At 29.4% G+C, this 21671-nt stretch carries 22 protein-coding genes and 1 other RNA gene; all 23 read left to right on the plus strand.

What is annotated here, in order from left to right; translation table 11 throughout:
* Window positions 1-38 precede the first annotated feature (38 nt).
* The gene (locus tag ACEG17_RS05000) at window positions 39-908 is read left to right on the plus strand and encodes an ABC transporter permease (protein ID WP_372582810.1); all 870 of its coding nucleotides are present in this window, start codon (window positions 39-41) and stop codon (window positions 906-908) included.
* Window positions 909-943: 35 nt separating this feature from the next.
* Window positions 944-1699, plus strand: coding sequence for a class I SAM-dependent methyltransferase (locus ACEG17_RS05005; RefSeq protein ID WP_372582811.1), 756 nt, complete (start codon window positions 944-946; stop codon window positions 1697-1699).
* A gap of 97 nt (window positions 1700-1796) precedes the next feature.
* Complete coding sequence (locus ACEG17_RS05010) at window positions 1797-2336, plus strand: DUF2716 domain-containing protein (protein ID WP_372582812.1); 540 nt, start codon at window positions 1797-1799, stop codon at window positions 2334-2336.
* An 18-nt stretch (window positions 2337-2354) separates the two neighbouring features.
* Complete coding sequence (uvrA, locus tag ACEG17_RS05015; protein ID WP_372582813.1) at window positions 2355-5183, plus strand: excinuclease ABC subunit UvrA; 2829 nt, start codon at window positions 2355-2357, stop codon at window positions 5181-5183.
* A 247-nt stretch (window positions 5184-5430) separates the two neighbouring features.
* Window positions 5431-5952 (plus strand): DUF1439 domain-containing protein, encoded by a 522-nt coding sequence (locus ACEG17_RS05020; protein WP_299570724.1) that lies wholly within the window; start codon window positions 5431-5433, stop codon window positions 5950-5952.
* Window positions 5953-6005: 53 nt separating this feature from the next.
* Window positions 6006-6270: signal recognition particle sRNA large type (gene ffs, locus ACEG17_RS05025), an RNA gene on the plus strand.
* Window positions 6271-6400: 130 nt separating this feature from the next.
* On the plus strand, window positions 6401-7648 hold the full coding sequence (locus tag ACEG17_RS05030) for a GNAT family N-acetyltransferase (RefSeq protein WP_147005135.1): 1248 nt from the start codon (window positions 6401-6403) through the stop codon (window positions 7646-7648).
* A gap of 63 nt (window positions 7649-7711) precedes the next feature.
* Window positions 7712-9010 carry a DUF389 domain-containing protein gene (locus ACEG17_RS05035; protein WP_372582814.1) on the plus strand — a complete coding sequence of 433 codons (1299 nt, stop codon included), beginning with the start codon at window positions 7712-7714 and terminating at the stop codon, window positions 9008-9010.
* A gap of 221 nt (window positions 9011-9231) precedes the next feature.
* Window positions 9232-9423 carry a 50S ribosomal protein L32 gene (gene rpmF / locus ACEG17_RS05040; RefSeq protein WP_021745125.1) on the plus strand — a complete coding sequence of 64 codons (192 nt, stop codon included), beginning with the start codon at window positions 9232-9234 and terminating at the stop codon, window positions 9421-9423.
* A gap of 184 nt (window positions 9424-9607) precedes the next feature.
* Window positions 9608-10585 (plus strand): beta-ketoacyl-ACP synthase III, encoded by a 978-nt coding sequence (locus tag ACEG17_RS05045; protein WP_299570578.1) that lies wholly within the window; start codon window positions 9608-9610, stop codon window positions 10583-10585.
* Window positions 10586-10724: 139 nt separating this feature from the next.
* Entirely contained in the window at window positions 10725-11090 is a 366-nt protein-coding gene (locus ACEG17_RS05050; protein ID WP_372582815.1) for a hypothetical protein, read from the plus strand.
* Between the two features lie 134 nt (window positions 11091-11224).
* Entirely contained in the window at window positions 11225-12136 is a 912-nt protein-coding gene (gene fabD, locus ACEG17_RS05055; protein WP_372582816.1) for an ACP S-malonyltransferase, read from the plus strand.
* A 246-nt stretch (window positions 12137-12382) separates the two neighbouring features.
* Complete coding sequence (locus tag ACEG17_RS05060; protein WP_372582817.1) at window positions 12383-12832, plus strand: type II secretion system protein; 450 nt, start codon at window positions 12383-12385, stop codon at window positions 12830-12832.
* Window positions 12832-13278 carry a prepilin peptidase gene (locus tag ACEG17_RS05065; RefSeq protein WP_299572679.1) on the plus strand — a complete coding sequence of 149 codons (447 nt, stop codon included), beginning with the start codon at window positions 12832-12834 and terminating at the stop codon, window positions 13276-13278. Before ACEG17_RS05060 ends, ACEG17_RS05065 begins: the two co-directional genes overlap by 1 nt.
* Window positions 13279-13292: 14 nt before the next feature.
* Window positions 13293-13751 (plus strand): type IV pilus modification PilV family protein, encoded by a 459-nt coding sequence (locus ACEG17_RS05070; protein WP_006803433.1) that lies wholly within the window; start codon window positions 13293-13295, stop codon window positions 13749-13751.
* A 26-nt stretch (window positions 13752-13777) separates the two neighbouring features.
* On the plus strand, window positions 13778-14236 hold the full coding sequence (locus ACEG17_RS05075) for a prepilin-type N-terminal cleavage/methylation domain-containing protein (RefSeq protein ID WP_299572672.1): 459 nt from the start codon (window positions 13778-13780) through the stop codon (window positions 14234-14236).
* A gap of 16 nt (window positions 14237-14252) precedes the next feature.
* Window positions 14253-14852, plus strand: coding sequence for a hypothetical protein (locus ACEG17_RS05080; protein ID WP_372582818.1), 600 nt, complete (start codon window positions 14253-14255; stop codon window positions 14850-14852).
* 53 nt (window positions 14853-14905) lie between these two features.
* Window positions 14906-16315: a PilN family protein gene (locus tag ACEG17_RS05085; RefSeq protein ID WP_372582819.1), complete on the plus strand. Its 1410-nt coding sequence runs from the start codon at window positions 14906-14908 to the stop codon at window positions 16313-16315.
* A 103-nt stretch (window positions 16316-16418) separates the two neighbouring features.
* Entirely contained in the window at window positions 16419-16985 is a 567-nt protein-coding gene (locus ACEG17_RS05090) for a hypothetical protein (protein WP_372582820.1), read from the plus strand.
* Between the two features lie 30 nt (window positions 16986-17015).
* Window positions 17016-18203, plus strand: a complete 1188-nt coding sequence (locus ACEG17_RS05095) for a type II secretion system protein GspD (RefSeq protein ID WP_372582821.1) — start codon at window positions 17016-17018, stop codon at window positions 18201-18203.
* Window positions 18204-18363: 160 nt separating this feature from the next.
* Complete coding sequence (gene rfaE1 / locus ACEG17_RS05100) at window positions 18364-19365, plus strand: D-glycero-beta-D-manno-heptose-7-phosphate kinase (protein ID WP_372582822.1); 1002 nt, start codon at window positions 18364-18366, stop codon at window positions 19363-19365.
* Window positions 19366-19452: 87 nt separating this feature from the next.
* Window positions 19453-20340, plus strand: a complete 888-nt coding sequence (locus ACEG17_RS05105; protein ID WP_372582823.1) for an ROK family protein — start codon at window positions 19453-19455, stop codon at window positions 20338-20340.
* A gap of 38 nt (window positions 20341-20378) precedes the next feature.
* The gene (locus ACEG17_RS05110; protein ID WP_372582824.1) at window positions 20379-21422 is read left to right on the plus strand and encodes a type II secretion system F family protein; all 1044 of its coding nucleotides are present in this window, start codon (window positions 20379-20381) and stop codon (window positions 21420-21422) included.
* The last annotated feature ends 249 nt before the right edge of the window (window positions 21423-21671 follow it).

Consider the following 21671-nt stretch of genomic DNA (forward strand, 5'->3'; position numbering starts at 1 on the left):
GTCAAATAAAAAATATTGAGTCAGAAAGGAAAAATAAAATGATTGTATTAAAACAAATATTTAATTTATTGCAGCAAACAATAATAATAGCACCTCCAATTTTAATAACAGCTGTAGGAGCGTGTATTTCTGAAAAAAGTGGAGTTATTAATATTGGACTTGAAGGAATTATGCTAAGTTCAGCATTTGCAACAGCAGTTGTCAATATTGCTACAGGAAATCCATATTTAGGAATAATTTTTGGAGTGATAGTGGGGGTCTTAATCTCACTAATTCACGCAGTAATAAGTATCAATCTTAAAGGAAATCAAATTATAAGTGGAGTTGCAATAAATTTATTTGCAGCTGCAATCACTTCGTATTCTATAAAAGCCATCTATAAAACTGCTGGAAGTACTCCATTGGCAAAATCATTGGCAAATCGTCCATTAATGATAATCGTAATTTATGCAGTCGCCATAGCAATGTACTTCTTTTTATATAAAACTGTATTAGGTTTAAGAATCCGTTCCGTTGGAGAACATCCTTTAGCGGCCGATACAGTTGGAATAAGTGTTTATAAGACAAGATACATCGCTGTGCTTATATCGGGTGCATTAGGCGGACTTGGAGGAGCTTATCTTACAGCAGTATTGCTTCCATCTTTTTCAAACAATATGTCAGCAGGACGCGGATACATTGCCATGGCTGCAATGATTTTTGGAAAATGGAATCCATTAGGAGCAATTTTGGCAAGTTTATTATTTGCTTTTGGACAAGCATTTGCAGATATTTCCAAAACAATAGGACTGCCAATATCTCAGCAATTTTTGACAATGATACCATATGTTTTGACTTTATTGGCATTAGTTGGATTTGTAGGAAAATCGAAAGCACCAAAAGCATCAGGATTGCCGTATGAAAAATAAAATTTAATAATTAATAATTAAAAAAAGGAATAAAAATGTCAAAATCTTATCAAGAAATAAATGCAGAAACAATTGACCGTTGGATTGAAGAAGGCTGGGAATGGGGACAGCCAATTAGCCATGAAACTTATTTAAATGCTAAAAATGGTAATTGGTATGTCCTCTTAACACCAACAAATCCTGTACCTCACGAATGGTTTGGAAACTTAAAAGATAAAAAAATATTAGGACTGGCTTCTGGTGGTGGACAGCAAATGCCTATATTTAACGCTTTAGGTGCAAATTGTACTGTGCTGGATTATTCAGACAAACAGCTAGAAGCTGAAAAAATGGTTGCAGAACGGGAAAAATATGAAATAGAAATTATCAAAGCCGATATGACAAAAAAATTGCCATTTGCAGATAACAGTTTTGACATAATTTTTCATCCAGTAAGCAACTGCTACATCGAAAAAGTTGAACCAGTCTTTAAAGAATGTTACCGAATCCTGAAAAAAGGTGGAATTTTATTGTGTGGTCTGGATATTGGAACAAATTATATTGTAGATGAAAAGGAAGAAAAAATCATCAACAGTCTTCCATTCAACCCATTAGTCAATGAAGATCAAAGAAAACAGCTGGAAGAACAGGACTGTGGAATTCAATTTTCTCACACAATATCAGAACAGATAGGCGGACAGTTAAAAGCTGGATTTAGACTAACAGATATTTACGATGATACAAATGGATTTGGAAGGTTGCATGAACTTAATATTGCAAGTTTTGTAGCAACAAGAGCAATAAAAGAATAAAAATGAAAAAGCTGTTTTGTAAGTTTTTCAAAAATAACTTACTTGTGAAGCAGTCTTTTTTTGTGTAAAAAATTTTTATGGACTGGAGTATAAAAAAATGGTAATATTAGATGATGAAGAATATAATAAAGTCTGGGATATAGTTTATGATAGATTTAATTTTAATCCTAGTGTTGATAAAAAAGAAATAGCGTTTGAATTTAAAGAGCCATATATAGTTTATGATATTAGTTATCATTATGAAAATTTAGAAGAAATTAAAGGGTTTGTAGATTGGGGATTTAAAAAAGAAGTTCGAGATAAAATAACGGAAATCTTTTTGAAATGTACTAAGGAAAATGAGGAATTGTATGCATTGGATTGGCAACATTCTTGCTTTAGATATAATCCTCGTATCAAAGATGAACCTAAATTTATAGAAGTTAAAGATGAACGCTACTGGGGTGGCGGTTATACTGCGTATTTTCCAACGTATTGTCCAAATGGGGATTATTATTTTTTTATTGATGTTAATTTTCGTTTTGGATATTTAGGACATCCATGGCAACAAAAAGTTTGGATATATGGAAAAAAATTGATTGAAGAATTTAAAAAAGCTGATTTAGAGGGATTTAGATTAATTGAGGAGAAAAATTAGAGAGGAACATTGAAGAAAATGAAAGACAACAAAATAAAGATTATTGGAGCAAGGGAACATAATTTGAAGAATATTGATATTGAGATTCCTAAGAATGAGCTTGTGGTAATTACAGGAGTTTCGGGGAGCGGGAAATCTTCACTTGCGTTTGATACGATTTATTCGGAAGGGCAAAGAAGGTATGTGGAGAGTTTGTCGGCTTATGCGAGAATGTTTATTGGGCAAATGCAGAAGCCTGAATTGGATAGCATTGAGGGGCTTTCGCCTGCGATTTCGATTGAGCAGAAAAGTGTTTCTAAGAATCCACGTTCGACTGTTGGGACAACTACGGAAATTTATGATTATATGAGGCTTTTATGGGCACACATTGGAGAGGCACATTGTCCAATTTGCCATCAAAAGGTGGAAAAGCAGTCGATTCAGGAAATTGTGGATAATCTTGTGAATGGTCGAAATGAAAAGGACAAATTGATAGTGTTATCGCCTGTTGTTATTGATAAAAAGGGGACTCATAAAAATTTGTTCTTGAATTTGCAGAAAAAAGGATTTCAGAGAGTTCGGGTAAATGGAGATATTTTGGACTTGAATGACACAATTGACTTAGATAAGAATAAAAGACATAATATTGAAGTTGTTGTAGATAGACTTGTTGTAAAAAAAGATGACAAGGAATTTTTGAGTAGAATTACAGAAGCTATTGAAACAGCGAGTGAGCTTTCCAATGGGAAAATTATTGCAAATGTGAATGGAGAAGACAACAAGTATAGTGAAAATTTTTCCTGCCCAAATCACCCTGATGTGATTTTTCCAGATGTTGTGCCAAGACTGTTTTCGTTTAATGCACCTTATGGGGCTTGTGAAGTTTGTAATGGGCTTGGCTCAAGACTGGAAGTGGATGAGAACAAATTGATTGTAGATAAAAATTTATCGATTAATGAAGGTGGAATTGTTTTTCCAGGAGCGACTACGAAAAAGGGGTGGAACTGGGATTTATTCACAGCAATGGCAAAAGCACATAAAATCGACTTGGATAAAAAGGTGTCTGAATTGACTCGAAAAGAGAAGGATATAATTTTTTATGGAAGTAATAAGAAGTTTAAGTTTTCTTGGAGCGGGGATAGTTTTAGTTATAATGGAAATAGAGAATTTGAAGGAATTGTGAATGGTATTGAACGTCGATATAGAGAAACTGCTTCGGAATCGGCAAAGGAAGAAATGGAAGCAAAATATATGACGGAAAAGACTTGTAAAACTTGTAAAGGGAAAAGGCTGAAAGACGTTGTTCTAGCGATAACTATAAATGATAAGAACATTATTGACCTGACAGAAGTAAGTGTTGTTGATGCACTGAAATTTTATGAAAATATTACACTTACTGAAAAGCAGATGCAAATTGCAGCTGAAATATTGAAAGAGATAAAAGAGCGGCTAAAATTTATGATAAATGTAGGACTTGACTATTTGAGCCTTTCCAGAATGACAAAAACCCTATCTGGTGGGGAATCGCAGAGAATAAGGCTGGCAACTCAGATTGGAAGCAGGCTTACAGGTGTTATTTATGTGCTGGATGAGCCTAGTATTGGACTTCATCAGAGAGATAACGATAAATTGCTTGCAACTTTGAAGGATTTACGTGATATTGGAAATAGCCTGATTGTCGTTGAGCATGATGAGGATACAATGAGGGAAGCTGATTATCTGATTGATATAGGGCCAGGAGCTGGAATTAATGGTGGAGAAGTCGTTGCAGAAGGTACTCCGAAACAAGTTATGAAAAATAAAAAATCATTGACTGCACAATATTTGAATGGAAAAATAAAAATAGAAGTACCTGAAAAGAGAAGAAAGGCCACTAAAGAAATTGTTTTGAAAAATGCGAAGGGAAATAATCTGAAAAATGTTACAGTACACATTCCACTAGAAGTATTTACTGTAGTTACAGGAGTTTCTGGAAGTGGAAAATCTACATTGATAAATCAGACACTTTATCCAGAACTTCACAATAGACTGAATAAAGGTAAATTATACCCGCTGGAAAATGGCGGAATAGAAGGACTTGAGCATTTAGAAAAGGTAATTGACATAAATCAATCGCCAATTGGAAGAACTCCTCGTTCAAATACTGCAACTTATACGAAAATATTCGATGATATAAGAGATTTATTCGCTCAGACAAATGATGCGAAAGTAAGAGGATACAGTAAAGGAAGATTTTCGTTCAATGTAAAAGGTGGACGATGTGAAGCCTGTGGTGGTGCTGGAATTAATAAAATTGAGATGAATTTCTTGCCAGATGTTTATGTGGAATGTGAAGTTTGTAAGGGAAAACGTTATAATAGAGAAACATTGGAAGTACATTATAAAGGAAAAAGTATTTCGGATGTGTTAGATATGACAGTTGAGGAAGCATACGAATTTTTTAAGAATATTCCAACTCTTGAGAGAAAATTGCAGACATTAATTGATGTAGGAATGAATTATATACAACTGGGACAGCCTGCAACTACCCTTTCTGGAGGAGAAGCTCAAAGAATAAAACTTGCCACAGAACTTTCTAAAATTTCACGTGGTAACACAATTTACGTACTTGACGAGCCTACAACAGGACTTCATTTTGAAGATATTAGAAAACTGCTGGAAGTATTAAATCGACTTGTAGAAAAAGGGAACACAGTGCTTGTAATTGAACATAACCTTGATGTTATAAAATATGCTGACTATATAATAGATATAGGTCCTGAAGGAGGGCATAAAGGCGGACAAATTATTGCACAAGGGACTCCAGAGGAAATAATAAAATCTCGAAAATCACATACAGCAAAATTTTTGAAAAAATATTTGAAGTAAAATTTCGTAATAAAAGATAAAACTAATTTTAAAAATATGAAATAATAAATAATATTTTGTATTATTAGGTCAAGCAAATACTTGAAAATTATTTTAAAATATACTCGAACCATTTAAAATTGAACTGCTAGAAATTATATAATTTAAGGTTTGGGTAAAATAGTTGTAACTTTTGAGTTCTGTTTTAAACTAGTTTTACTATAAGTTCAAGTAAATTGTAACAAAGAAAAGGAGAAAAAGATTGGTTATGAAAAGTAAAAATTCATTTTTAAAAACGGCATTATTAATGTTGATAATGATGTTTGGAGTAATTTCCTGCGATTTTTTGGAAAATAAGACGCTTCGTGTGCCAAATTCAATAATTGAATCAAAGGCTAAGGAAAAATTTCCAATTACAAAAAATTTTTTGGTAGGGAAAATTACTGTAAAAAATCCTAAGATTTCATTTAAGGATAACAGAATTTATGTTGTGACAGATTACGATGCCTCACTTTTGGCAGATAGGTCAGAAGGAGTTATTGAAATAAATAGCGAAATCAAGTTTGATGAAAAAACAAGCCAACTTTATCTAGTGGATATGCAAGTGGAGAAAATACTGGATAAAAATGGGAAAGATATGGTTTCGACGCCTGTCGCAAGATCAATGAAGTCATTAATAGCAAATTATTTAGAAACAAACCCGGTTTATAAATATGAGCCAGACGGTAAGAAAAAAATTAAGGTAAAAAATATGTTTATAAAAAATGGGAAGTTATTTGTACAAACTTAAAAAGAAATTTTATAACATTGACAATATTTAAGAAAAATGATATACTGATTTAGTCATACTAGCCGGGGAGTTAGCGGTGCCCTGTATCTACAACCCGCTTTAGTAGAGGTGATGTCAAATTTGAGGAAAGTTTTAGTGTCAACGCCTTATTTCAAAAGTGTTGAGAAAATAGTCCTGTATTGTAGAGAGTTAGCGAAACGTGTCAGGTCGGGAACGAAGCAGCACTAAGTTAGTTTCTCTAGGTTTATAGGGTAGCTGTTTTTGAGCTTTTGGATTAAGAAACAGACGGTAAAATATTTTCGAGAATTTGATGTATGACTTTTTATTTAGATAATTACAATAATATTTTAAAATTAGATTTATTTAGCTTAATTTTAAAAAGTTGAGAGTGTTTTAATAAAAGTTCTTTTAAGTTATAGTTTCTTTTGCTATGAATGGAGGTTTCATAATGAAGGTAGTCGAATGGGATAAAAATGAGACTATCAGTAAAGTTTTAATAGATTTATTAGAGATAGATCAGAAATTTTCTTTTGACAAGGAAAAGGAGGATATATTTTTTTTATATAACGATGAAGAATTGTATGGTTATGCAATTATAGCTTTGAATGATATCGCAGAACTCAAAAAAATATTTATTTTGCCAAAATTGAGAAATAACGGATATGGAACATTTTTTTTAAAATATATAATTAATTGGCTTACAAATAAAAATTTTGACTCACTAATCATGACTAATCATAAAAAAATGAACAATTTTCTTGAAAAACAGCGATTTGTAAAAACAGAAGATGGATATATATTGAATAATCTGGCAGAAACTAAAAGACAGAAAAAAAATATGTTATTTATTTCCAAGTTTGCTATTTGTATAAATATTGTTTTGGCTTTATTAAAAATTATAGCTGGAAAAATTTTTTACAGTATGTCGTTGCTTTCTGATGGATTAAATTCACTTTCTGACTTGATTACCAATGTATTGGTTATAGTGGGATTAAAGGTTGGAAGCAATCCTGAAGATAAGGAGCATCCATTTGGGCATGGAAAGATAGAGTCTGTTTTTAGTGTAATAATTGGTACATTTATAATGATAACAGCTTTTGAGCTTATAAAAGATAATTTTTCAAAATTAATTTCCTTTAACAGCGAAAATAATGTAAATACCACATTTATTCCAATAATTATAACCGTTCTAGCAATACTGATAAAAATTTTTCAATTGGTTTTTATGCAAAAAAAAGCAAAAAAATATAATAATGCTTTGATAAATTCACTTCTTGAAGATTACAAGACAGATATTGTAATATCAACTTCTGTTTTGATTGGGCTTACTCTATCAAAGATTCATCCTGTATTTGATACAGTGGTAGGATTTATTGTATCACTTTATATTATAAAGAGCGGTTATGAACTGATAAAGGAAAATTCTTTGATATTGCTGGATTCACAAGATGATGCCCTGATTGAAAAAATTCGTTCAGAAATATTACAATTTGAAGAAATTGAAAATGCGCACGATTTTCGCATGACTACTTCTGGAAAAGACATTTATATGTTTGTAGATGTACGAATGGATAAAAATAAGACGATTGAAGAAGCACATGATATTACAAATAAAATTTCAAAAAAAATTAAACACAAATATAAAAATATAAAAAGACTTTTGATTCATATTGAGCCTGTTTATGAAGATGATTAAATTTTTTGAAATAGAAATTAAATAAGTTACTAATTTATAAAAATATAAAGGAGATATAGTAAAATGATAGAAAAAATAAAACATGAGAAATACAAGATTTTAAAAAGAAATATTATTGAAGATTCTGATTTTACAAAGGAAACAATGTTTATTCTGGTTTGTGCAATGATTATAGCTTCAGTAGGATTAAATACAAATTCTGTTGCAGTAATTATTGGAGCAATGTTGATTTCGCCACTAATGTCGCCAATTCAGTCGCTAGGATTGGGATTATCAAATGGAAATTTAAAAAGAGTTTATGTATCACTTTTTAGATTGGGAATTTTTATATTAATAAGTGTAGTAAGTTCCACTTTTTATTTTTTAGTAAGCCCTATAAATGATGCAACACCACAGATACTAGCAAGAACTTATCCTACTTTATGGGATGTTTTAATCGCAATTTTTGGTGGAACTGCAGGAGTAATTGCAAAAACTGAAGAAGATGGTGGAAATGTAGTTCCTGGAGTAGCTATTGCAACAGCATTAATGCCTCCTTTGTGTGTAGTAGGATTTGGGATTGCTCATGGGAATCCGAAAATTTTTCTTGGAGCAGGATATTTGTTTATAATAAATGTATTTTTTATAATGATAGCAACATTAGTTGGTTTGATAGTTTATTCTGGAAATATTTTTGAAGCAAGAAATAAAATTTCAATAAAAAAACAAATAATATTTTATATAGTAAGTTTAATCATAATTATTCCAAGTATATATACAGCAACAACTTTAGTTCAAGATACAGCGAGAGAAAATTCATTAAAAAAATTTATTTCAGGGGAATTAAAAAATCATTATGTTTTTGATAATTCTATTAATAAAAAAGATAAAACTGTTACTTTAAAAATTGTAGGAGATGCCTTTAAAAAACAGGATATTGAGAAATTAGAAAAAAAACTGGAAAAATATAAATTGAAAAACTATAAATTAAAAATACAGCAGTTATCCAATGAAAAGTATTTAACAGCACAGGACTTATCAAAATATCTGAACGAAGAAAAAATAAAAGAAAATGCTGAAGATGTTTCATTACCGATTGAAAATAAAAATCAAGAAATTTTGGAAAATGATTTAAAAACTGTTGAAAATATTTTATATAAAAATTTTTCAAATAATATTAGTGAAGTTAAAATTGGGAAATTGATAGATGCAAATAATAATGAGAACTTTGTTGTTTTAGTTGTTGGGAATGAAACAATGACAGATGAAATTTCTGAAAAGATAAAAAATATTGAATTCGATACTGAAAAAAAATATCAAATTATTATTGAAAAAAATAAGCAAGAAAAAGTTAATACATTATCTGAAGAGAATCAAAAATAAATTTTTGAAAAATTAAAGTAACAGAAATTCAATAAAAGTTAGAAAAAAAATAAAAAATCTTGTGAATAAATGGAAAAAATAGATTAAAGCCTTGACAAATGGCTTTATATTTATTATAATAGTTTGTATAAATGTGAAAAAATTATGATTTTTTATAATTATTTTTACAATATTAAATTAAAATATTAATGATATAAAAATTAGAAAGGAGTCGATAAATAATGGCAGTACCTAAGAAAAGAACTTCTAAAGCAAAAAGAAATATGAGAAGATCACATGATTCTATCAAAGCTCCAAACATTGTTGTAGAAGCTGATGGATCAATAAGAAGACCACACAGATTAAACTTAGAAACAGGAGTTTACAGAGGTAGACAAGTGTTAGCAGGTAACGAAGCAGCTGATGCTGAATAGTTTGTTGAAGCAGGATTTATGTCTTGCTTTTTTTTTGATTTTATTATTTTTCAATTTGAATGTTTTTAGTTGTATTTTTAATAGAATTATGATAGACTTTAGTAGATAATTTTTAAACTGAGAATTGGTATAAAATTATAAAGAAATAAAAAAGATAGAGAAAAAATAAAATCTGAGGTGAGATATGAAAGTTGGAATTTTAGGAACAGGATCTTATGTACCTGAAAAGATAATGACAAACGATGATTTGGGAAAGATTGTGGATACAAATGATGAGTGGATAACAGTTAGAACCGGTATCAGGGAAAGAAGAATTATAGATGAGAATGAAGGAACATCAGATTTAGCATTTAGGGCTGCACAAAAAGCAATTGAGGATGCAGGAATTGATAAAAATGAAATTGACTTAATTATTGTTGCAACTATGACATCTGATTATGGAACTCCATCAACTGCCGCACTTGTTCAGGATAAATTGGGAATAAATGCAGCAGCATTTGACTTGAGTGCAGCTTGTACGGGGTTTGTTTACGCTTACTCTGCTGGACATAGTTTTGTTAAAGCTGGGATTTATAAGAAAGTATTGGTTATTGGAGCAGAAGCAATGTCAAGAGTAGTTGACTGGACTGACAGGGGAACTTGTATTCTATTTGGAGATGGTGCAGGAGCTGTTGTACTTGGAGAAGTAGAAACTGGAGGATACTTAGCGAGTCATCTTGTAGCTGACGGTTCTGGAGCATGTGAATTATTAGTGCCTGCAGGAGGTACTAAAGAGCCTGTATCTAAAGAAAAGATTGATAATAAGGATATTTATCTGAAAATGAATGGAAGAGAAATTTTTAAATTTGCAGTAAGGGTTTTCCCAGAAACTGTAGAAGATGTATTGACTCAGGCTGGAATAACTGCTGATGATGTTGATTTATTTATTCCACATCAGGCAAATATCAGAATTATTGAGTCAATTGCAAAAAGATTTAAGCAACCACTTGATAAATTTTTTGTAAATTTGGATAAATATGGAAATACTTCGGCTGGATCAATTCCGATAGCACTTGATGAGGCAATAAAGGAAGGAAAACTTAAGAAGGGTGATAAGTTTGTTGCTACTGGATTTGGTGGTGGACTGACTTATGGTTCGATTTTGGTAGAAATTTCAAAATAGTTGTAAAATAATTAGAAATTAAGTTTTTTTGTAGTCAAAGTTAGAATAATACGGAAAGATAAGATTAAAAAATTAATTGATGTGATTTTATGGACTTTTTTAGAAATGAATAAAAATAAAAAATTATAGGAGGAAAATTATGAATTCAAAAATATTTTGGGGATTGGTAATAATTGTTTTAAGTTTGTTTAAATTTATACCTGAGGATATTATGAAATATATTGTAAACTATCAGGTTGTAATGATTCTTGTGGGAGGTTATTTTCTTATTAAGAAGAAAAAACATGGTTGGATTTTCTTGATTGTAGGAATATATTTATATGTTACTCAATATGTATGGGAAGACTTGCCATTATTTATAGTTCCATTAATTTTAGGACTACTTGTCTTTGGACTTGGTATAAAAGAAATTACTGATAAAAATAAACTAACTAAATTTAGCAGCAAAGATGTTAAAGAATCAAAAAATGAAGAAATAGTGGATGCAGAAGAAGTAAAAAAATAAATACAATGAATATTTATTTAAAATCATTTGAATTTTTTCAAAATTAAAATAATAAATTAGTGAATTTTAAGGTTTAAATAAAATTAAAATGAATAATTTTATTATAAAAAATATGAAAATAAGAGGAGAACTTTATGTCAAAAATTGCTTTTGTATTCCCAGGACAAGGGACTCAGTATGCTGGGATGGGAAAAAAGTTGTATGATGAAGTGAACGATGATAATAAAAAATTAATTGATGAGATTTTTAAAAACAATGAAGATGTGAAAAGAGTTATTTTTGAGGGAACAGATGAGGAGCTAAAAAATACAAAATATGCACAGCCTGCAATTGCACTATTTTCAGTTGTTTTAACAAAATTATTGAAAGAAAAAGGTATAAATGCTGATTTTGTGGCTGGACATAGTTTGGGAGAATACAGTTCCTTATATGCGGCTGGAGTTTTAAATGAAATCGATACATTAAAATTGATTTCAAAAAGAGGGGAAATAATGAGCAGTGCCAATATTGATGGTGGAATGGCTGCAATATTGGGACTTAGTGCAGAAAATGTGGAAAATATATGTGGTGAAATTGATGGAATTGTGGAGGCAGTAAACTATAATGAGCCAAAACAGACAGTTATTGCTGGAGAGAAAGAAGTAATTGAAAAAAATCTTGAACTGTTTAAGGAAAAAGGAGCAAGAAGAGCATTGCCTCTAGCAGTTTCAGGACCTTTTCATTCATCATTAATGAAACCTGTTGCAGAAATTTTGAAAAAAGAATTTGAAAACTACACTTGGAATAATCCAGCGACTCCGATTATTGCGAATACCACAGCAAATATTTTAAATTCTGCTGATGAAATTCAAAATGAACTGTACAGTCAAACATTCGGACCAGTAAAATGGGTAGACACAATAAATAAACTGGCTGAAAATGGAGTTACAAAAATTTATGAAATCGGACCTGGAAAAGTATTGGCAGGACTAATTAAGAAAATTAATAAAGAAATTGAAGTTATTAATATTGAAAATGTTGAAAATTTATCAGATTTAATAGATTAATAAATACTTTTTCTTTTAGAAAAACTTTGTTTTGAAAATATAAAAAAATTAAAATTTTAAAAATAAGAAAAGCGTGAAAAAGGCTGGCTTAGAAAATGAATTCTAGGTACAGTCTTTTTTTTTGTAAAAACTAAAATTTAAAAAAAATTAATTAATTTTTAAAATAATTTAATTTATATATTGACTTTTATTTAAAAATATAGTATAAATTATTAAATAAAAATTAATAAAAAGAGGTGGTTAATCGTGGATAAGGTTTTAAAAAAAGAAAAGAGTAAAATTGAAAAAATGAAAAGAAGGGAGAAGCTCAAAGAATTAAGGGATAGAGAAAAAGGGTTTACGCTTGTAGAGGTGATACTGGTAGTGGCGATTATTACGATAATATCGGCAATTGCAGTACCACAAGTTGGGAAATATTTAAATAAGGCTAATAGAAGCAAGGTAATTGGAGCAGTTGCGGAACTTAATAATACGACAACTTCTTGGAGCATTGATCATGGTGGAGATGCACCTAAGAATTTACAGGATATTTTAACAGAGCATGGAAATCTAAATAAACTTGGAATTGGGCTTGATAACAACGGGAAATTTAAGATTGGAAATATTGAAGGAAATGTAGTTTATCAGAATGGAGAAGTTTTTGCCAAAGTATCTGCAGGAAGTAAGGCTTTTGCAGGGGAAGAAATTAGGAAATAATGGATATTGTGCTTGAAATTGTGAAATATTGTATTTTTTTTAGAATTATCTGGATTGATTTGAAAAAAAGGATTATTCCTGAAGAAAGTTTTGTTATTTTACTTGCATTAGGATTGATATCAGCAATTCAAAATATTAATTTAGAAGGTTATTATCTGGGAATTTGTGCTTATTCAATGCCAATGATAGTACTTTATATTTTAGAAGATTATTTTGGAAAAACGTTGATAGGCTTTGGAGATGTGAAACTGATGATGGGAATTGGTGGTATTTTGGGATATTTTGGAGTGGAGAAGATTATAAATTTTTATATGATTTTGTATATTTTTTCTGGAATAGTTGCTTTTTTATTTTTATTTTTGAAAAAGTGGAAAAAGTATGAATATATTCCATTTGCACCATTTATAATCATAAGTTATGTTATTTTTGAAATTTTTGGAAAATAAAAGTTGGGGAAAAAATGAGAAGGAATAAGGGAGAAACGTTAATTGAGAGTTTAATTTCGATGTTTTTTGTAACAGTTATCATTGTACCAGTTGCAAATTTATTTTTACAGACATTTAAAACGGATATTAAAGTTGATAATTTAAATGAAAAAAATGTAAACATTGAAAATATGGTTGAAATATTAAAGGCAAAAAAATATGATGAAATTGTAAATTTTATCGGAAAATATGAGATTTCAAAAGTAGATGATTTTTATAATAGATTTGCAATTGAGAAAAAATATCAATTTTTGAAAAAATTGGAACAAAAACTAGATAAAAAGGGAAAGTTTCAGGAAGATAAAATAAATTTAGAAATAAAGAAGGCGGATGGGTATTTTATGAATGAGTTTGGACAGAAAGAATATATTTTTGAAATAAATATTGATAAAATAAAGGATTATTATTTTCCAAATATTGATGAAAGCAGTTAAAAAATTAGTTTGCAGGAGGAAAATAAATGAAAAAAAGAGAAGGATATTTATTAGTCGAAATATTAATAAGTATGTTTATATTTTCTGTTCTTGTATTCGTAATTTCTGCGTTCTTAAAACGTGTGGTTATTGTGGAAAAGGCAAAGAAGGATAATCAGAAAATGTATGAGAAAATGTATTTTTCGATGGATAAAATTGTTTTGGATATAAAGAATAGAGATATTCAAGGATTTTCTTATGAAGGAGAGAATAATAACATTTTTGTTAAAGAAAATCAAATAGTTTTTAAATTGAATGAGCTATTTTACAAAATTGAATTTGATAAAGGAAAATTGTATATTTCTGATGCGGAAAATTTGAAAAAATTTGGAAGTAGAGCAGAAGTTGGAAAATTTCGTGAGGCAAAGTTTGAGAAAGTGGGAGAATTATTCGTTATTAGATTAAATAGTAATAAAAATAATAGTGTTAGGGCTGTGAGAATTTAAATTGAGGTTTTGGATAATGAGAAATAGATATTTTAGGTTATTGAAAAATATAAAACTTGGGGGAAAAAATAAGAATATAGAAAAAAGAAATGAGGGAGCTAGCCTTGTTTATGTTTTAGTAATTTTGTCAATAATTTCAGCATTTTCAATTAATTTTGCTTACTATGTGCGACAGAAAAAGGAAATGGTGTTTTTGAAAAGCCAAAAGGAAACTAAAGTTGAGAAGAATTTTTTGATACAGAAGGAAAATCAGAATGTAGAACGAATTTTGAATAAAGGGATTTTATTTGATGGTAATACAGTTTCGTTAGATAGGAGAGAGCGATATTTTGATAGTGTTTTAAAAAAAGATGGGCAAGTTGTTGAGATAAAAAATTTGATTTTTTTAGCAAAAGATACTGAAAGTATTGGGAATTACAAGGTTAAGTCAATAAGGGACAGCAATGATAATGAATATTCATTACCACTTGCAGAAAATAAGGTTTATAGTGAATTGAAAGTTGTTTTTGCAAGAAAAATTTTGGATGAAGAGATATTGTTTCAGGAAAAGGTAGGGTTTAGGAGATTAAGTTCGCTGGAAGTGGAAATGAGAGTTGTGGAATCAGGTTTTTTATAGAACTGTCCCAAATGGAATACTTAGAAATAAGATAAAAGATTAAAGGGGGAGTGATGGGAGAAAAAATAAAAATATATATAAGAAGTAAAAATAAGATTTATATATATTTTAACGAAGAAATATATTTTTTTGAAAATCAGGAGCTTGAAATGGCTTTAGAATCGTTTTTTGAGGAAAATCAGATTGAAAAAAATACGAAAGCGATTGTAATTTTACATTTTTCATATTTTTTATTTAGTAATTTTGGAGAAAATGTGGAAAAATCTGATAAAAAAGAAAATAATGTTGAAAAGTTAGAGAAAAAGTCTGTAAATTTGGAAGATATTTCGGAAATTTTTAAGAAAAAAATTAATTTTGTGAATAGAAAATTGGTTATAAATCATTTGGAAAATCAATTTTTAGATATTTATTTGGATAAAAGGGAGATTAATAAAGTAAAAAATTGCCTGAAAAAATATTCTGTGGTAATTTCGGAGCTGAAAATAGATTTTGACGCTGTTTATAATTACTATAGGGACGGAAATTTTGAAATAAATCAGAATGAAAATTTTGAAAATGAAAATAATTTTTTGAAAAATGAAGAAAATTTTCAGAATATAATAGGAAATTTTGAAGGTATTCAGGAAACAGGAGTTATTGAAAAATTAGATATCAATAGGAATTTGGGTGAAATAGAGGAAATTGATATAAATGAAGAGAGTAGCGATAATCAAAAAATTTTTGATAATGGTGTAAAGTCAGGGAATAAAAGTGATAGGATAGAGATTTTGCAGATTGGGGAAGAAAATAGCCTTAGAATTTTAATTGTGGATGAGAAAATTGCTGAAATAGAAAAAATTGAGTTGAAAACTGAGGATGTGGATGATGTTGAAAACTTTGATTTTGGAGATATGATAGTTGTTGGAAGTGGAGAAAATGATGTAAAAGTTATATTTACAGGGGCTGAACTTTCGGATAGTCCTGATTTTGTGAATAAAACAGCAATTTTTGATAAAGAGAGCGTAAAAAATATAAAATTTTCTGATGTTGTTATTGCTGGAATTTGTATCATTGCGTATTTTTGGATCTATAATTCAATTCCGCTTCAGAAAAAGACTGTTGAAAATGAGATTATTCAGAAGGAGATAAAATCGCTGGAAAAGGATTATCTAAATAAGAAGGCTGAGGAAATTCCAGATTATTCAAAGGAGCTTGCCACACTTCGTGAAATTGATGAAGGGATAAAAAGGAGAGAATATTATTCGGTTATAAAATTTTTGGTTGAAAATAGTAAAAATGGTATTGGTTATACGAAAATTAATTATGAGAATACAAAGTGGACTGTGCAGGGGGAAATGGAGAATTTTAGTAATTTTGAAAAATTTGAGAATAATATTTTGAGAAAATATCCAAGCTCTGAATTGGGGTATTTGAAGGATAATGATACTGCAACGGTTTTTGAGTATGTACTTGAACCATTTTAAATTTATAAGTATTAAATAGTTTAAGCCAAATAGTCAGAAATTTTTAAGTTTTAGTGCGTAATTAAACTTTTTAATAGAATAAAGATATATAGGAAGAAATAAGATGATAAAATTAAATTTGAAGATATTGATACTTGTGGCTGGGGTTGTTTTTATGCTGATAAGTATTAACAAAAAGTATGGGAAATATAAAGAGGTTTTGAATAATAGAAAGATTTTGATTGAGAATAAAAGGAATCTGGAAAGTAAGATTCTAGATGTAGTGGAGGAGAAAAAGTCAGAACGTGAAAGAATTATGGGAGAATACAATCAAATATTGGCATTGACTCAAAGATTGTCGTTTTTGTCAATAAAAAATGAATCTGAATTTAAAAAGATGATTTATGTGTTTTCGCATGACAGCGGGCTTAAAATGAAAGAAATCTCAAAGTCGGAAAATGTGTGGGAACGTAATGGATACAGACTTAAATATATTCATTTTACAATGTATGGAAGTCTTAATGATTTTGGGAAGTTTATTTATTTTGTGAATAAAAGCAGAAAATATATTGATACTTCCAAAATGTTTATGGAACTCACGAGCGATGGATTTAAAATTTCGCTTGGCTTTATAGAGAAAGTTACGGATGAAAAGAAAATTAATGCTGAAAATAAAGGGAAAATTGCATAAATCACATATTTGAAAGTGGGGATTAGAATTTTGAAAAAAAAGAGAAGTTACAGATTGTTAATTGTTTGCTTTTTTGCTTTTTGGATTGCTTTGAGTAATGTTTTTGGAGCAAAAACGGCTGATTATGTAAATAAGAGTGATGTGGAAAATGCTAAAAAAATATTTATTTATGAAGTTCCGAAGAAAGTGCAGGCTGAAAAAAAGGAAAATAGTGATAATAAGAGGAAAAATAGTAATAAGCAGGATAATAAAAATAATAATTCTGTAACTAAAAAAGAAGAAAATAAGAATCAGGGACAGAATCAGAATAATGTACAGCAGACTGTAAAGGAAGTTAAAAAGAAAACTGGAGAAGTTGATTTGGAATACAGAAATGTAAAGGATATTATCGAGGCACTTAATGGATTTTTTGGATTTGAAGTTATTGGAATTGATAATAAAGTAATTTTTAGTGGAGATGAGAGTAAAGTTGAGGAGATGAAAAGGATCATAAAGTCGCTAGATAAGGAAAAGGAGCAGATTATAATAAAGGGAACTATAATTGATACAAGTTCAAATTTATTTGAGCGGCTTGGAATCGACTGGAGCATAAATAGTAATAATTCTAATGCGACTAAGGATAATCTAGTAGCAAAATTTTTGAATGGAGAAGTTTCGATTGCGTCAATTTTTTCAAAAGGAGGACGATTTTTAGGAATAGATTTTAATTTGCTGAAGGAAAATGGAGATATACGGATTGAGGCCATGCCGACACTTATGATTATGGAAAATGAGGAAGGAGAATTAAAGGTTACAGAGGAAGTGCTTGTTGGAGAAAAAAAGACTACAAAGAAAGATACAGAATATGTAGAGCCAATTTTTTCTGAAGCTGGTATAGTCTTTAGAATAAATCCTGAAATTAGAAAAATTAACGGAATAAAGAAAATATTGCTCAAAATTGATACGGAAATAAGCAATTTTAAGCTAACTTCAAGCTATAACGCATCTTCTGGAGCTAAACAGAAGAATCAGACTAAAACAACAATTACGTTGAATAATGGTGGATCGACTTTCATTGGAGGATTAAAGCAGGATGTGAGCAAAGAAACGATAAGAAGAGTGCCAGTGTTATCAAAAATTCCTATAATTGGTCCATTGTTTAAGTATCGACGTACTAATAGGGAAATGCGGGATATTTACATTGAAATTGAAGCAGTGATTCAAGATAAAACTCAATAAAAAAATAATCATTTTAAATTTTTTTCAGTTCAAATGAAAAACTTTACAAATTATACTGCAAATTTCCAAAATATGTAGTATAATACTAAATAAAGATTTAAAATTAAAAATATAATTGAAAATTTTAAATTAATGAATTTGAATTAAGGAAAGGAAAAAGATGATTTCAATTCAAAGGCTTGAAGAAATAATAAAAAAATTTAACAGTGTTAGAATTGCTGTAATTGGTGATATGATGCTGGATGAGTACCTAATTGGGAAAGTTAACAGGATTTCTCCGGAGGCACCTGTTCCGATTGTAAATATTGAAGAGGAAAGATTTGTTTTAGGAGGAGCTTCAAATGTAGCAAATAACTTGACTTCGCTTGAAGCAAAAGTTTTTGTTTACGGAGTAATTGGTAATGATGCAAATGGAGAAAAATTTATAAAGGAACTTGAAGATAAAAACGTTAATCCTGCTGGAATTGTGAAGGATGAAACACGTCCAACAATTATTAAAAGTAGAGTTTTGTCACAAGGTCAACAGTTACTTAGATTAGACTGGGAAAAAGATACTGATATTTCAGAAGATATTCAAAATCAACTTTTGGAAAATTTTGAAAAAAATATTGAAAATATTGATGCAGTACTGATTTCTGACTATAATAAGGGACTTCTTACAAAATATTTATCAGAAAAAGTAATCGAGATAGCAAAGAAACATAATAAAAAAGTAATGGTTGATCCAAAGCCGCAAAACTTTAAAAATTATATTGGAGCAACTTCAATGACTCCAAACAGAAAAGAAATTTTAGATTATTTTGGAATGAAAAAATTTACGAGCGAGGAAGAAATTGCTCAAAAAATGGCTCAGTTAAAGGAGGATTTAAAGCTGGACAGCGTTGTGCTTACTCGAAGTGAAGAGGGAGTTTCGTTATTTAGAACAAAACATAAGAGGATACCGACTGTAGCAAGGGAAGTTTATGATGTTACAGGGGCTGGGGACACCTTTATATCGACATTTTTACTTTCAATATGTGCTGGAGCGGATTTATATGAGGCTGGGGTAATTGCGAATATGGCATCTGGAATTGTAGTGGCAAAAATAGGAACGGCTACTGCAACGCAAGATGAAATAATAGAATTTTACAAGGATAATGACAATATATTAAAAAATATATAAAAATGAAATGTCATTTGATTTAAAGATGTTATAAAATAATAAAATAAAAATACAAATAAGAATTTAAAAAGAAAAGGAAGTGAAATTATGGCAATTATTGCAGCAGTTGAAGCTGGGGGAACAAAATTTATATGTGGATTGGGAACTGAAGATGGTAAAATTATTGATAGAATAAATATTCCAACTACAACTCCTGAAGAAACAATGGCACAAGTTATTGAATATTTTAAAGACAAGGAATTTGATGTGATGGGAGTTGGGAGCTTTGGGCCGATTGATCCTGTAAAAGGCTCTAAAACTTACGGATATATTACAAAAACTCCAAAACCTCACTGGAGTGATTACAATTTAATTGGAGAATTGAAAAAACATTATGATGTTCCAATGGAATTTGATACAGATGTGAACGGAGCAGCACTTGCAGAAAGCTGGTGGGGTGCTGGGAAAAATCTGAAAAATGTTATGTATATTACTGTTGGAACTGGAATTGGGGCTGGAGCGGTTGTTGATGGGAAAATGCTTCAAGGTTTGACTCACCCTGAAATGGGACACATATTTTTGAAAAGACATAAAGATGATAAATTTGAAGGAAGATGCCCTTTTCATAAGGACTGTATGGAAGGAATGGCAGCAGGTCCTGCAATAGAAGATAGATGGGGTAAAAAAGGATTTGAACTTGCCGATAGAGATGAAGTTTGGGACATGGAAGCATATTACTTGGCTCAGGCTGTTGTGAATTACACTTTAATTTTATCGCCACAAAAAATAATTATGGGTGGAGGAGTTATGAAACAGCAGCAACTGTTCCCATTAATTAGAAAATATGTACTGGAATTTTTAAACGGTTATGTTCAAAAAGAGGAAATTTTAGAAAAAATTGAAGATTATGTTGTTTATCCAGGGCTTGGGGATGAAGCTGGATTTATCGGATCGATTGCATTGGGAAAAATTGCGTTGGAAAACAGTAAAAAATAATGATTGATTTGTAATTAATCAAGGGGGGATTAATTAAAATGATAAATATTGTAAAAAATAATAAAAGTGGAATTAATGAAAAAGAATTGTTATCATTTACTAAAAGTGTATATTATTTATTAAATGGTAAAATTTCACTAATTGATACACTTGGAATTGTTGCACAGAATTATAGTGGAGATTTGAAAAGTAAGATAATTGGTACAAAACAGCAAATTGAAAAGGGAGTTTCTCTTCATAGGGCTTTTTCAAAGATTACTATGAATAAGGAATTTATGGAAATGATTAAAATCGGAGAAGAAACTGGAAATTTGGAAATAGTTTTTAAGAATCTGTATGAAAAGTACGAGTTTAATCAGAAAATAAAAAAAGATGTGAAAAATTTGAGCATTTATCCAGTAACAGTTATAGTTACAGCATTAGTAATTGTGTTTATATTGTTAAAGTTTGTTGTACCTAAATTTGTACTAATTTATTCTGACATTGGGCAGGAATTGCCAAAAATTACGCAAATTGTGATAAATATTAGTAAAATAACGGATAAATATAGTGTCTTTATTTTAATTGCCATAATTTTTTTTATTTTTGGATTAAAGAATTGGAAAGAAAAAAATGAAAAGAATTTTGAAAAAATTTTTTTAAAAACAAAAATGATTGGGCAAATGTATAAAAATATTTGCATATTGAATTTTACTAGAAATATGTATTCTTTGACAGATGCCAATGTTCCATTGATTCAATCTTTAAAAATGTGTACGAATTCCAAAAGTCATATATTGAATGAAGAAGTAAAAAAGATTATTTTGAAAATAGAAAAAGGAGAAAGTATCCAAAAATCTTTTAAAAATACAACTTTTTTTGATAATGAATATATTAGTTTTCTCACTATTGGGGAAAAGACTGGAGAAATGAAAATTTCTTTTTTTAATTTAAATGAAATTTATTATGAAAAAGTGAGTGAAAAGATAAAATGGTTCTTGAAAATGTTTGAGCCACTTTCTATAATTTTTATTGGAGTAATTATCGGAATTATTGTATTTTCAGTTATGTTGCCTATTTTTAAAATGGGGGAAATGCTCTAAATATAAAATTAAAAATATAAAAAATTAAAGTTAGAAATGAAAATTTTGGATTTTACACAGATAATGTAAATACAGTATTTGTTATTAATCACTCTTAATATAAAGAAGTCAAAATTCCTTATAAATAAAATATAATATATGGTTTATAAAATGGAATAAATTGCTAATTTATCTAAAATAATTTGGATTAAAGCAAAGTTTAAAGTTGAAATTAAAAGTTATGAGTATACTGTTCAAATCTTATAGATT

The organism is Leptotrichia hongkongensis (assembly GCF_041538065.1).
GTDB classification, from domain to species: domain Bacteria; phylum Fusobacteriota; class Fusobacteriia; order Fusobacteriales; family Leptotrichiaceae; genus Leptotrichia; species Leptotrichia hongkongensis.